This window comes from Aliidiomarina maris, assembly GCF_003987335.1.
Taxonomy (GTDB): Bacteria; Pseudomonadota; Gammaproteobacteria; order Enterobacterales; family Alteromonadaceae; genus Aliidiomarina; species Aliidiomarina maris.
Map to the genome: position 1 here is coordinate 105,178 of NZ_PIPK01000001.1, position 13,681 is coordinate 118,858.

The following is a 13,681-nucleotide window of genomic DNA, read 5'->3' on the forward strand; positions in this document are numbered from 1 at the left end:
TTAGTCCTCGCCGTAACCTAAACTGCGCAGCGCACGCTCATCATCGGCCCAACCAGATTTCACTTTCACCCATAAATTCAGCTGTACTTTAGTCCCGATCAGCTTTTCGATGTCGCGCCGCGCTTGTTGGCCGACTTCTTTCAGCTTCGAACCGCCTTGGCCTATCACCATACGTTTCTGGCTATCACGTTCAACTAATATTAACGCATGAATATGGGTAGTACCCGACTCTTTGGTCTCGTACTTTTCAACTTCGACGGTGGTTGAATACGGCAGCTCGTCACCGGTTAAACGCATCAGCTTCTCGCGCACCGCTTCGGCGGCCATAAAGCGCACTGAGCGGTCAGTCACATAATCCGCAGGGAACATATGCACACCATCTTGCAAGTATTTGTGCACAATCCCTTTTAGCACTGGAATATGTTCGCCAGAGCGTGCTGTCATCGGCAAAATATCGTCAAAATTGTGCAGGCCGCTCAGCTTTTGAATATGCGGTAACAGCTCGCCTTTGTCTTTCACTTGGTCAACTTTATTAATAATCAACACCACAGGGCGTTGGCTGCGCTTAATTTTGTCCAACACCATTTGGTCTTCATCGCTCCACACCGTGGAATCGACCAAAAACAGCACTAAATCAACATCGCCAATGGACGAGCTTGCTGCACGGTTCATAAGGCGGTTAATCGCGCGCTTTTCGTCACTATGCAGGCCTGGGGTATCAACATAGACAATCTGATCCCCGTCTTGGGTATCAATGCCCAAAATTCGATGGCGCGTGGTTTGCGCCTTCTTCGAGGTGATACTAATTTTCTGCTGTAAAATTTGGTTCAGTAAGGTTGATTTACCAACATTTGGGCGCCCTACAATAGCAACAAAGCCACTGCGGGTTGAATCGGAAGTATGTTCAGTCATAAAGGTACGAGCCTATTAAAATTTGCTGTCTACGTGGGCTTCAAGTGCATTCAGTACCGCTGACGCGGCTGCTTGCTCGGCCTTTCGCCGGCTTGTACCTGTGCCTTGAACGGGTGTCGTCAAACCTTCGATTTGACAACTCACGGTGAATTGCTGGTTATGTGCTTGCCCTTGGCGTGCAACCACTTCATATGCCGGCAGCGGTTGCTGACGCGCTTGCAAATATTCCTGCAAGCGAGTTTTTGGGTCTTTTTGGCTAGCGCCCGGCTTGATGGTTTCAAGGTACGGTTGAAACCAACGTAAAATCATATCTTTGCAGGTCGCTAAGTCACTGTCTAAATAAACTGCGCCAATAATACCTTCGACCGCGTCTGACAAAATTGATTCACGGCGAAAACCGCCACTTTTTAGCTCACCGGGCCCAAGTTGCAGGTGTTCGCCTAACTGAAAGCCTTTCGCTAGCGTAGCTAACATGCTGCCGCATACTAAAGTAGCACGCATACGACTGAGATCACCTTCGTCGTGCTTGGCAAAGCGCTGGTACAAGGCTTCTGCAATGACCATGCTTAAAATCGAATCGCCAAGAAACTCTAGACGTTCGTAATGCTTTGACGAAGCGCTGCGGTGTGTCAGCGCTCGGGTTAATAATGCCGTGTCTGAAAATTCGTAACCAATTGCTTGATTTAACTGGCGTATGGCTTGTGCCGTTAAACTCACTCAATGCCTCCTAAACGCTCGAAGCGAACATTGCTAGGCACCCAACGGGGTATCCAACTGCCTCGATCACGTTCAAACTCAAAACTCATCCAAATAAATACCGCCCGACCAACCAACAGGTCTTCGTGCACAAAGCCCCAGTAGCGACTATCAATGGAATTATCGCGGTTATCGCCGAGCATAAAGTAATGCCCATCCGGCACTATCCATTCGTCGCTCCGCGTGCCTTCCTGGCGCGCGTAGTTCCCCGTTAATGACGGGCTCGAACGATCAATTAAAATGTCGTAACTATGGCTATCTAACTGCTCACGTAAACGCGTCAATGGCGCGCGGTCTTTGAAAAACTCACCTTGGCTGACATTGCTGTATTCAGCCACCAGAATATCTGGCTCTGCACAAGGTTGCGCGCAATCCGCGGGTTGCACATAGATCTTCTTTTCTCGGTAAATTACACGGTCACCCGGCAACCCCACCACCCGCTTGATATAGTCAACGTCGGGCTCCAGGGGGTATTTAAATACCGCGATATCACCGCGTTCTGGACGTCCAGTGCGAATAAACTCTTGGCGCCAGACAGGGTCACGCAAGCCGTAACGGAATTTCTCGACCAGTATAAAATCGCCTTCCAATAGCGTTGGCATCATGGAACCCGATGGAATTCTAAAAGGTTCATAGAGAAACGACCGCATAATCAGCACAAACGCCAAGATGGGAAACGCTGCCTGTGCAAATTCCGCCAAGCTTGATTGCGGTGCCGCTTGTTCACGCTGCTCTGCGGTAAACGGCGTGCCTGCCTGTGCCTCCATGCTTTTCACCTTGGCGTCACGCTTTGGCTTCCAGACAAAGTGGTCAATTGCCCAAACAACGCCGGTGACTAAAGTCAGTATCACCAGGAACAGCGAAAAATATACGGTCATGATGTCATCCTTGTGGCCTACTTACTGGTTTTAAGTACGGCTAGGAACGCTTCTTGCGGCACTTCGACGTTGCCGACCTGCTTCATGCGCTTCTTACCTTCTTTTTGTTTTTGTAACAGTTTTTTCTTACGGCTCACGTCACCGCCATAACACTTCGCGGTCACGTTCTTACGTAATTGCTTCACCGTGCTACGCGCAATAATATGGTTGCCAATGGCCGCCTGAATCGCGATATCAAACATTTGGCGCGGAATCAGCTCACGCATTTTCTCAACCACTTCGCGACCGCGATATTCAGCATTGTCACGGTGGGTAATTAACGCCAATGCATCGACACGGTCACCGTTGATCAAAATATCAACCCGTGCCATATCTGACGCTTCAAAACGCTTGAATTGATAATCTAACGACGCGTAACCCCGACTGGTTGACTTCAAGCGGTCAAAAAAGTCCATCACCACTTCGGCCATCGGTAATTCATACGTCAACGCGACTTGGTTGCCATGGTAATCCATCTTAGTTTGGTAACCACGCTTTTCCACACACAAGGTAATCACATTACCAAGATGCTCTTGAGGCACCAAAATATTGGCTTCGACAATCGGCTCATAAATAGTGTCAATGTCATTGACCGGCGGCAATGCCGACGGGTTATCGACCATCAGCTCTTTGCCTTTGGTCGTCACCACTTTATAAATGACCGTCGGAGCGGTGGTTATTAAATCGATATCATATTCGCGCTCTAAACGCTCTTGGATAATCTCCATGTGCAGCATACCAAGGAAGCCACAACGGAAACCAAAACCTAAAGCGCCTGAGTTCTCCGGCTCATAAAACAACGACGCGTCATTCAGGCTTAACTTACCTAGCGCATCACGCATTTTCTCGTAATCGTCAGAGCTAATTGGGAAAATACCCGCATACACCTGCGGTTTAACTTTTTTAAAGCCCGGTAACGGCTTATCTGCAGGGTTCTTTGCCAAGGTCAGGGTATCACCTACTGGCGCACCCAGGATGTCTTTGATACCCGCAATGACGAAGCCAACTTCGCCTGCGTGCAGCACACCGGTTTCGAGTTGCTTGGGCGTAAACACACCGACTTTATCGATTTGATGGGATAAGCCTGTGCTCATCACTTTCATTTTGTCGCCAGCGCGTAAGGTGCCTTTTTTAATGCGCACCAATGACACTACGCCTTGGTAATTGTCGAACCAAGAATCAATAATAAGTGCTTGTAACGGGGCTTCGTCGTCGGCTTCTTCTTTCGGTGATGGAATTTGAGTGACAATGCGCTCAAGCACATCTTCAATGCCAATGCCGGTCTTCGCCGAACATTGCACCGCATCAATGGCTTCAATCCCAACGATATCTTCGATTTCCTGGGCCACGCGAAGTGCATCCGCTTGTGGTAGGTCAATCTTATTCAGGACCGGTACAACTTCTAAGTCCATTTCAATTGCGGTATAGCAGTTTGCCAGGGTTTGCGCTTCCACACCCTGAGCGGCATCCACGACCAATAACGCACCTTCACAACCCGCTAAGCTGCGTGATACTTCATAGGAAAAATCGACGTGTCCGGGGGTATCAATGAAGTTAAGTTGGTAACGCTCACCGTCTTTGGCGTCGTAATACAAAGTCACACTTTGCGCTTTGATAGTAATGCCACGTTCACGCTCAATGTCCATGGAGTCAAGCACTTGCTCCGCCATTTCACGCTCAGTTAAACCACCGCAATGCTGGATAAGACGATCCGATAAAGTCGACTTACCGTGGTCGATGTGAGCAATAATTGAAAAGTTGCGAATATTCTTCTTGGCAATGCCTGGCTGGCTCATTAAAACCTCGTATCAGAACCGCTAAATTTAAGTATCTACATTGAGCCAACGCCCAGTGAGAAATCTAATAGCCGCAAATTTTACTCGGTTTTACAGCCCCATACAATGAAAGTTGGCAGAAAGCCGCGCGCGGGCTAGTCTTGCGGCTCTATCGCGTGCACTGTCATTAGCTTACCCACTTGCAAATGACGGCAGTCTAAATGCCGTTTCAGCCATATAAATGAACTGCCAAAGCCAAGTGCAGCAAGACCAATCGCGACCCACTCGCGTTCAGGCTGCCACCACTGACCCAGCCCTGCCCCAACCACCAGTAACACCAATGGTAAAATATATAAAAGCAACGAATAACGCACCATAGTGGTGGGTTGCATGGCTAACTCAACTTGTTGGCCGTCATGAAAGCGGCCATCATTTGGCAGTTGAATTTGGCGACTACGTTGTGGCAGCGCTTTAGATAAAATACCGGCACCACAACTATTTTGGTGGGAGCACCCAGCACAACCAGCTTTGAGCTGACTATCAATGGCTATTTCGCTGTCACTAATGACTCGAATGGTGCCGCGCTCTTTGATCATGCTGTCAACCTAAGGCGTCGCTGGACGCAACGACTGAGCGATACGTTCAATGGTAGCCAATGGCAAGCTGCCAACAATTGTCACTTGATAGTCATTGAGTTGCGCCGAATACAGTGAATCGGCTCCTTCAATCTGCACCGATGGGGTGTCTTGGCCACGTGCACTGATGTACAAAGAAAACTTAGCGAGGCCATCTGAATACAAGAAATAGTCGGCTTGCTGCCCAGTGACTGCCATTCGGTGACTGTTCGAGCGCACTAACTCAAAGCCTTGAGGTAGCCAATTTAACGCCCAGGCACCACGCACAGGTTCCCGGTTGGAATGATCGTCAATCAAAGGGGGGCGCGCGATAGACTTAAGCTCGCGTAAGTTCTCGCTCATTTCATCATTCACAAACAAACTCGTGAGCTGCACTTGCTCAAGCACATCACCTTCCAAAGAGACTGTTGCGGTGCGTAATAGCATACCAGTGCTACGGTCGACCCAAATCGAGTAACCATAGCGCTGCCGGTCTCGTGACACCACACGTATGTGCTGAGCTGGGCGATCCATGACTCGTCCACCGCCTACGGATACGACATGGTAAGCATTACTAATATTTTGAAATGGCTGGAAAAAACCCGCGGGGACTGGCCCACTTAAGACACTGGTGCGCATGCTGTAAGGTGTCGCCAGCGAATGGTAATACGACACATGATTATTATGCCTAAGTGCACGGTATTCAGGGCCGTTCATACCCGCTAGCAACTCAATTTCAGTGCCATTATCGCTGACCCCATGTACCCAACGGTAAGGCTCAATGCGATCACCCCGAGCATGCACAAAATGGGCGTCAAAGTTCAACGCACGCAATGCTTGCTGCATGCGGTCAAACCATTGCGCACCCTCGATTTGACGACTATCTTGCTGACTATTTGTGGACTGACTAGTTGTCGGCTGTTCAGTCGCTTGCTGAGAGGGGGTTGGAGCTTGGGGTTGTGAAGTTGCAGCAGCGTCTTGCTGAGCTTTCGCAGGCGCCACAATCAGTAACAACATCATGGTGGCAATTTGCCACCAGCTCACACCAAGATTCATCTGATTCACAACTTCCTTTCTCGCCCTAGCCTACAGCCTGATTATTCAGGCTGAGACTCTGGCTGATTGTCTGAACTCTGTTCAGCGGCTTCTTGCTCTTGCTGACTCAACTGCAACTGCTGCTGGTGGTCAACAAAAAACGACTGAATTAAACGACGCTGATCACTACCCTGAGCGCCCTGTTGCAACATCGGTGCTTCTTGCACCGCATTGAAACTCACAGGATTCCCCACACCACCTAAAGGTCTCGCTTCAAATAGTGGGTTCTCTGCTGGCACTTGGTCAGCACCAGATTGTTCTGGGCTTAATTGATAATTTTGCACGCCTATCACAGTCACTAAGGCAACACTGGCAGCAACGGCAAAGCTAGCTGCCGGACGCCACCAGCTGTCATTAGCGGCTTTTTGCCACCAACGCTTAGCCGGCATTTGTAGGCTTGGTTCAGCAGCCACCTGCGCTGCAACAGCCGCAGAAATGTCTACCGCAAACCCAGGTTGAGCCTCATTTCGGATAATCGAGCTAGCAAGCTGATAGCGCTGAAACTGTTGCTTCTGCGCGTCATCTTCGAGCATGCTATCAAGCACACTTGCATCGATATCCTCACCGTCTACCAGTGCTGACAGATGTTCATTATGCTTGTCAGTCATACGCAATTCCTCAAATTTAACCTTCCAATAATGGTTTTAATTTTTTATCGATAGCTTCACGTGCTCTAAAGATACGCGACCTAACCGTACCAATCGGACAATTCATCGTCACTGCAATTTCTTCATACCCCATACCATCCAACTCGCGCAAGGTAATTGCTTGCTTCAAATCGTCTGGCAAGGCATCAATCGCATCTAGCACTGTCTGTTTAATTTCATCCGACAGCATTTGGCTTTCAGGCGACGCAATATCTTTCAGACCATGCCCATCGTCTAAAAATTCCGCTTCCTGGGCATCAATATCACTTCCCGGCGGCTTGCGACCACGCGCTACAAGGTAATTCTTCGCAGTATTCACCGCAATTCTATACAACCAGGTATAAAATGCGCTTTCGCCACGAAAGTTCGGTAATGCCCGATAGGCTTTAATAAATGCTTCCTGAGCCACATCTGGCACATCGCCTTGTTGCTTCACATAGCGCGAAATCAAACTCATAATTTTATGCTGGTACTTCTTCACCAGAATATCAAATGCAGCTTGATCGCCTTGTTGCACACGCTGTACAAGTTGTTGATCTATATCCTGTTCGCTCATCCGAGCCTACTCTCCCGTTCCCTTGCACGTACTACCTTGAGGATTGGCCCGAGCAACTAGACACATACCTAGACCGGGCTTCTCTTAAAAAGTTCGCAATTCATCTACGAACAAGGGTAAAATTCTTTTTCAATCTTCACAACTGCACTGGAAATTATGACATTTCATCAAGCGTTACAATGTGATGCGCTTATAATTGGCAGCGGCGCTGCTGGTTTATCATTGGCTCTAAAACTTGCTCAAGACCTGCGCGTTATAGTACTGAGTAAAGGCCCATTAGTCGAGGGCTCTACGTACTACGCTCAAGGTGGCATTGCAGCCGTATTTGATGAAAATGATAGCATTGAATCCCACGTTAGCGACACTTTAAAAGCCGGTGCAGGGTTATGCGATGAAGCCGTAGTTCACTTTACTGCGTCACGGGCCAAGTCAGCGCTGCAGTGGTTAATTGAACTAGGCACACCTTTTGACCAAGAAACCGATGCCCACGGTGAAGCGCGCTTTCATTTGACCCGTGAAGGCGGCCACAGCCACCGGCGTATTCTGCATGCTGCCGATGCCACTGGGCGCGCAGTACAAACCACATTAGTCGACCAAATTCACCGCCACCCTAACATTCAAGTGATGGAAGGTTTTAATGCCATAGACTTGATCACCGATGGTCACGGCAGTGAACGCCGTTGCGTTGGTGCCTATGTGTGGAGCCGTGATGAAAAAGCCGTATATACGATTGGCGCACCTTTCGTAACGCTGGCCACAGGTGGCGCTAGCAAAGTATATCAATACACCAGTAACCCAGATGTAGCGTCCGGTGATGGTATTGCAATGGCCTGGCGTGCAGGTTGCCGGGTTGCGAATATGGAATTTAACCAATTCCATCCAACCTGCTTGTTCCACCCCAAAGCGCAAAATTTCTTACTCACAGAAGCCCTTCGAGGTGAAGGCGCTATCCTTAGGCGCCCCGACGGCAGTACTTTTATGCAAGATTTTCACCCCGACGCAGAACTAGCGCCCCGCGACGTCGTTGCCCGAGCGATCGACTTTGAAATGAAGCGTTTGGGTGCCGACTGTATGTTCTTAGATATTTCACATCAAGCACCAGACTTCATTCAGCAGCATTTCCCCACGATTTATCAGCGCTGCTTAGAGCTCGGCATTGACATCACTCAAGAGCCAATGCCCGTGGTGCCTGCGGCGCATTACACCTGCGGCGGTGTGATGGCGGATACCAATGCGCAAACCGACCTACCCGGCTTATATGCAATTGGTGAAGTCGCCTATACCGGGCTGCATGGCGCCAATCGCATGGCTAGCAATTCGTTGCTTGAATGCGTGGTATTTGCCCACGCGGCGGCTGAGCATATTATGCAACGCTGGCAACAGGTGGCGCCGCTACCTGACTTATCACCTTGGGATGAAAGCCAAGTCACCGATTCGGACGAGGAAGTGATTATCCAGCACAATTGGCACGAATTGCGCCTATTTATGTGGGATTACGTCGGCATTGTGCGCACGAATAAGCGCCTTGCACGTGCGGCGCGTCGGATTGAATTGCTGCAGCAGGAAATCCACGAATATTATGCGCACTTTCGAGTCAGCAACAACTTATTAGAATTGCGTAACTTAGTGCAGGTTGCAGAGCTCATTGTAATGAGCGCAATGCAGCGCCATGAAAGCCGTGGATTGCATTACAACTTAGACTACCCTGAGTCACTGGATACCCCGCACCCGACCGTGTTAGCGCCGGGCAGACAAGCCTAAACGCTGGCAGTAGCGACTGATGCGTTGAAAGCGCACCCAGTCGGCTGCAGACACCTGGGAAACGAACAGCCACACCCAAACCTGATCTGCGTTTTTCAGCGTTGCTGGCAAGCGCAGATAGTCGAATGCGTCTGGCGCGGACTGACAGCGCGTAAGCCGCAGCGCGAGCCACACTGGCGTAACTAGTGCGCGCTGAATCCGATAATCAGCCAGCTCACCGGTTTCACATAGCACTAAATGTTGCGCAGGTAACCATGGGGGCTTCAAATAGGCGAGCTGCCAGCTTGCCAGCAGCAATAATGGCCAAACCCAGAGCCAGTCCCCCCACCAGTGAATGCCGTGCGCCCAAGGGCTTATTTGCCATAGAACCCATGCTGCAACGGCAACAAAAAAGGCTGCACCTAGCATGTGCAGCCTTTGGTGAATACGGGTAAACCGAATCGTCACCTGCCAACGTTGAACCCGATGTGTCGTCACCTATCTAGACTTTAACGCGACTTAGCATGAGCTTCACCATGCCATCAAGCTCTGGGTCTTCGCATTGCTGGTGCCCCATGAACCAAGCAAACAGATCAGGATCGTCACACGTAATCAAACGTCTAAACACCGCCTTTTGCGCATCACTTAGCTCATCATAGGCTTCTTCAACGAAGGGCAAAAATAACACGTCGAGCTCTAACATGCCGCGACGACATGCCCAGCGTAAACGCTTTTTATCGATTAACGCGTCTGCTGATTGTTTGACCATTTCCATCATTACTTCCCCACAGATAGTCGGTTATGAGACATATAATATCACGCAACCCAGCGCGCAGCAGCTTGTAATCCAGAATTATGCCCCCACTATTGATAAATCCGTGATGGCTGACAACACTAAGTCACATCATTTGCTAATTTTAAGTCGCTTAGACCAAGCCCATTATATTGAGTTAGTTATGCAACCGAAATCACAGCAATTAGTAAGCGTTATTCATGTCGCTGGTGCAGATGCGGCTAAGTTTCTTCAGGGGCAACTAACAGCCGATGTCGTTAATCTTGCGCCCATGCAATGGTGTTACGCCGGCCATTGTGACGCGAAAGGCAAGCTATGGGCGGTCATGCGAGTAGTCAAGACAGGTAACGATTTTTACTTGCTCATCGACCCTGAAAGCAGTGACGCGTCGCTTACCCAGCTCAAGAAATTTAGCGTGTTTAGTCAAGTTACTTTTAGCGACATAAGCGGTGAAGTAAGTGCTGTGTTCAAGACCACAAGTCCGCTGCCGTTGCATCAGGTTGAGCAACACGCTCAGGTACTCGCAATCGGTTTTGGCCCGAGTAGTCTGCACATTGATTTAGCACCGCAAGCCGTTGCGGCCGACCATGGTTCGCAACATCTTGACGCTTGGCAGCGCTTTGAACTCGAAACTGGCGTACCGAGGCTAGCGCCAGAAACTATCGCGGAATATGTGCCGCAGATGGTAGGTCTTGACCGCTTAGGTGGGATTAACTTTAAAAAAGGTTGCTATATTGGCCAGGAAACCGTGGCGCGTATGCATTACTTAGGTCAGAACAAACGCGCCCCGCGTCTGTTAACCGGTAGTTTAGGTCAGAGCAACCACACAATGCCCGCACCCGGCACCGTGTTAGAGCAAAAACTCGGCGACAACTGGCGCCGTGCGGGTGCAGTTATTAACGCAGTGCGTTATGATAGTAGCGAGGTGGGCGTGTTAGCTGTTTTACCGGCTGATATACAAGACGACACCAATATTCGCATCAAGGGCGATGAGCAAAGTGTTCTAACTTTACGCCCCAAATTCGACAATTAGGAAATATCTAATGAGTGAAGCAATTAGCGCAGATAAAGCCGTAACTATCCATTATGCTGTTAAAAACCCAGCTGGAGAAGTTCTTGATAAATCTAGCGAAGAGCAGCCGCTTGCCTTTATTTTTGGCCGTGGCATGTTAATTCCAGGGTTGGAAAAAGCATTAGAAGGCAAAACAGCAGGCGACACTTTCTCTGCTGACGTAGCTGCGGCTGAAGCTTACGGTGAGCGTCACGACGGTTTGGTACAAGCTGTACCACGCGAAATGTTTGGCGACAACGACGTACAACCAGGTATGCAATTCCGTGCAAGTACTGATCACGGTGAGCAATCGGTTTTAGTCGTTGAAGTTGACGAAAAAACTGTGACCGTTGATGGTAACCATCCTTTAGCAGGTGTTGATTTAAGCTTTGACGTTGAAGTTGTTGACGTGCGTGAAGCAACTGCTGAAGAACTTGACCATGGTCACGTACATGGTAAAGGCGGCGTCGAGCACTAATCGAACACTAAGTGCCGAGCCCAAACTGAATGATTTGAATGATTCAGCATAAAAAAACCCCGCAGCCTTCGCCGCGGGGTTTTTTGTTAGCTACTTTTTAGTACCAATACATAGCCCGTGTTATACGTCGAAACGGTCAGCGTTCATCACTTTGGTCCAAGCTTTAACAAAATCATGCACAAACTTTTCTTTGGCATCATCCTGAGCATAAACTTCAGCATAAGAGCGCAAAATTGAATTAGAGCCAAATACCAAGTCAACTCGGCTTGCGGTCCATTTCACTGCGCCACTGTCACGTTCGCGTACTTCAAAGTGGTTGTCGTTGACTGGCTTCCATGTATAGGCCATATCTGTCAGGTTAACGAAAAAGTCGTTACTTAACACGCCAACACGGTCGGTAAACACACCGTCTTTACTACCTTTATAATTCACACCCAAGACACGCATACCACCAACTAACACCGTCATTTCTGGTGCCGTTAAGCCCAGTAGCTGGGCTCTATCCACCAGTAACTCTTCGGCCGCCACAGCGTAATCTTGCTTCAAGTAATTACGGAAGCCATCGTGAATCGGCTCCAGAGGCTCAAACGATTCGATGTCCGTTTGCTCTTGGGTTGCGTCGCCGCGTCCAGCTAGGAACGGCACATTCACTTTGACACCTGCTTTATGCGCTGCCTGCTCTACCGCTGCACTACCCGCCAGGACAATCAAGTCAGCCAAGCTGACAGGTTTGCTTAAGCCTTGCTGCACTTGCGCAATCGCATTGAGTACACGCTGCAAACGCTCAGGCTCATTACCCTGCCAATCTTTAGCTGGGGCTAGGCGAATCCGCGCGCCATTGGCACCACCACGAAAATCCGAACCACGGAAAGTGCGTGCACTGTCCCAAGCGGTTGCAATCAAGTCTGCCGGTGCGACGTCCATAGCGAGCAGCTGCTGCTTAAGCGTTGAAACCTCGTCATCTGACAATGTGTAGTCAACTTTTGGCACGGGATCTTGCCACAGCAAATCCTCTGCCGGTACGTCTGGGCCTAAATAACGATCTTTTGGTCCCAAATCACGGTGCGTAAGCTTAAACCAAGCGCGGGCAAAGACGTCTGAGAAGTACTCAGGGTCGTTATAGAAACGCTCAGAAATTTTACGATACTCAGGATCCATTTTCATTGCCATATCCGCATCGGTCATAATTGGGTTACGACGTTTGCTTGGGTCATGGGCGTCCAGAGGTTTGTCCTCTTCCTTAATGTTGATAGGTTCCCATTGCCACGCACCTGCAGGTGACTTCTTCAGCTCCCACTCATGCTCTAACAGCAGATAGAAATAGCCGTTGTCCCACTGTGTCGGGTTGGTGGTCCAGGCGCCTTCAAGGCCGCTGGTAATGGTATCGCCACCATGACCTTTGCCTTGCGGGTTACGCCAACCAAAACCTTGCTCCTCAATACCCGCAGCTTCTGGTTCTGGGCCTAGCTTGGCAGCATCGCCGTTACCGTGACACTTACCCACGGTGTGACCGCCTGCTGTCAATGCGACAGTTTCCTCGTCGTTCATCGCCATACGCTTAAAGGTTTCGCGCACGTCTTTGGCCGTTCTTAACGGGTCTGGATTGCCATCAACACCTTCAGGGTTGACGTAAATTAAGCCCATTTGCACAGCAGCTAGAGGGTTCTCTAACGAGTCGCGCTTATCATCGCTGTCATAGCGGTTTTTGGTAGCTGCCAGCCATTCTGTCTCAGAGCCCCAATAGACATCCTTCTCAGGATGCCAAATATCTTCGCGTCCGCCGGCAAATCCAAAAGTTTTAAGGCCCATTGACTCATACGCCATGTTACCGGCAAGAATCATCAGGTCGGCCCAGGATAACTTGTTGCCGTACTTTTTCTTGATCGGCCACAACAAGCGACGCGCTTTGTCTAAGTTGACGTTATCTGGCCAACTGTTGAGCGGTGCGAAACGCTGGTTGCCCGTGTTAGCACCACCACGCCCGTCCGATACCCGATATGAGCCGGCCGCGTGCCAAGCCATACGGATCATTAAACCACCATAGTGACCCCAGTCTGCAGGCCACCAAGCTTGGCTTGTGGTCATTAAATCTTTTAAATCCTGTTTCAAAGCTTCCAGGTCTATACTTGAAAAGGCTTCAGCGTAATTGAAATCGTCGCCCAGCGGATTCACTTTGGTGTCATGCTGGTGCAAAATATCGAGGTTCAATGCATTGGGCCACCAAGACATATTGTCTTTGGATGCTGAGGTGCTGCCACCATGCATGACGGGACACTTACCACCGCTATTTGTCTTTTTAAGCTCAGTTGTCATAAATCCCTCACTGGTCATGTTCAAATAAAGCTTG

The 13,681-nt window shown here is 49.6% G+C and carries 14 protein-coding genes; 3 read left to right on the plus strand and 11 right to left on the minus strand.

Translation table 11 applies throughout. From position 1 onward, the window contains the following. The 8 genes from era to rpoE form a co-directional block, all read right to left on the minus strand. Positions 1–912: a GTPase Era gene (era, locus tag CWE07_RS00490; protein WP_111567974.1), complete on the minus strand. Its 912-nt coding sequence runs from the start codon at positions 910–912 to the stop codon at positions 1–3. Positions 913–927: 15 nt separating this feature from the next. Continuing rightward, a complete protein-coding gene (gene rnc, locus CWE07_RS00495; RefSeq protein ID WP_111567975.1) occupies positions 928–1,629 on the minus strand; it encodes a ribonuclease III in 702 nt (233 codons plus the stop codon). Further along, the gene (gene lepB / locus CWE07_RS00500; protein ID WP_111567976.1) at positions 1,626–2,546 is read right to left on the minus strand and encodes a signal peptidase I; all 921 of its coding nucleotides are present in this window, start codon (positions 2,544–2,546) and stop codon (positions 1,626–1,628) included. The genes rnc and lepB overlap by 4 nt, the downstream gene beginning before the upstream one ends. A gap of 17 nt (positions 2,547–2,563) precedes the next feature. After that, the gene (lepA, locus tag CWE07_RS00505; RefSeq protein ID WP_111567977.1) at positions 2,564–4,381 is read right to left on the minus strand and encodes a translation elongation factor 4; all 1,818 of its coding nucleotides are present in this window, start codon (positions 4,379–4,381) and stop codon (positions 2,564–2,566) included. 134 nt (positions 4,382–4,515) lie between these two features. Next, positions 4,516–4,956: a SoxR reducing system RseC family protein gene (locus CWE07_RS00510; protein ID WP_111567978.1), complete on the minus strand. Its 441-nt coding sequence runs from the start codon at positions 4,954–4,956 to the stop codon at positions 4,516–4,518. Between the two features lie 9 nt (positions 4,957–4,965). Next, positions 4,966–6,030, minus strand: a complete 1,065-nt coding sequence (locus CWE07_RS00515) for a MucB/RseB C-terminal domain-containing protein (RefSeq protein WP_111567979.1) — start codon at positions 6,028–6,030, stop codon at positions 4,966–4,968. Positions 6,031–6,071: 41 nt separating this feature from the next. Then, positions 6,072–6,677 (minus strand): sigma-E factor negative regulatory protein, encoded by a 606-nt coding sequence (locus tag CWE07_RS00520; protein ID WP_111567980.1) that lies wholly within the window; start codon positions 6,675–6,677, stop codon positions 6,072–6,074. 16 nt (positions 6,678–6,693) lie between these two features. Further along, complete coding sequence (rpoE, locus tag CWE07_RS00525) at positions 6,694–7,272, minus strand: RNA polymerase sigma factor RpoE (protein ID WP_111567981.1); 579 nt, start codon at positions 7,270–7,272, stop codon at positions 6,694–6,696. Positions 7,273–7,428: 156 nt separating this feature from the next. Between rpoE and nadB the strand changes: the two genes are divergently transcribed. Beyond that, positions 7,429–9,033, plus strand: a complete 1,605-nt coding sequence (gene nadB / locus CWE07_RS00530; protein ID WP_111567982.1) for an L-aspartate oxidase — start codon at positions 7,429–7,431, stop codon at positions 9,031–9,033. On the opposite strand, the gene CWE07_RS00535 is transcribed toward nadB, so the two are convergent. After that, the gene (locus CWE07_RS00535; protein ID WP_126818946.1) at positions 9,010–9,510 is read right to left on the minus strand and encodes a hypothetical protein; all 501 of its coding nucleotides are present in this window, start codon (positions 9,508–9,510) and stop codon (positions 9,010–9,012) included. The two genes, nadB and CWE07_RS00535, sit on opposite strands and share 24 nt — an antisense overlap. A 4-nt stretch (positions 9,511–9,514) precedes the next feature. Next, entirely contained in the window at positions 9,515–9,787 is a 273-nt protein-coding gene (locus CWE07_RS00540) for an FAD assembly factor SdhE (RefSeq protein WP_111567984.1), read from the minus strand. A gap of 181 nt (positions 9,788–9,968) precedes the next feature. Here CWE07_RS00540 and ygfZ point away from each other — a divergent pair, with 181 nt between their 5' ends. Together ygfZ and CWE07_RS00550 are read left to right on the plus strand one after the other, a co-directional pair. Next, complete coding sequence (ygfZ, locus tag CWE07_RS00545; protein ID WP_181452242.1) at positions 9,969–10,838, plus strand: CAF17-like 4Fe-4S cluster assembly/insertion protein YgfZ; 870 nt, start codon at positions 9,969–9,971, stop codon at positions 10,836–10,838. Between the two features lie 10 nt (positions 10,839–10,848). Beyond that, positions 10,849–11,334, plus strand: coding sequence for an FKBP-type peptidyl-prolyl cis-trans isomerase (locus CWE07_RS00550; protein ID WP_111567986.1), 486 nt, complete (start codon positions 10,849–10,851; stop codon positions 11,332–11,334). Positions 11,335–11,454: 120 nt separating this feature from the next. On the opposite strand, the gene katG is transcribed toward CWE07_RS00550, so the two are convergent. After that, positions 11,455–13,647: a catalase/peroxidase HPI gene (katG, locus tag CWE07_RS00555; protein ID WP_111568355.1), complete on the minus strand. Its 2,193-nt coding sequence runs from the start codon at positions 13,645–13,647 to the stop codon at positions 11,455–11,457. Positions 13,648–13,681: the final 34 nt, after the last annotated feature.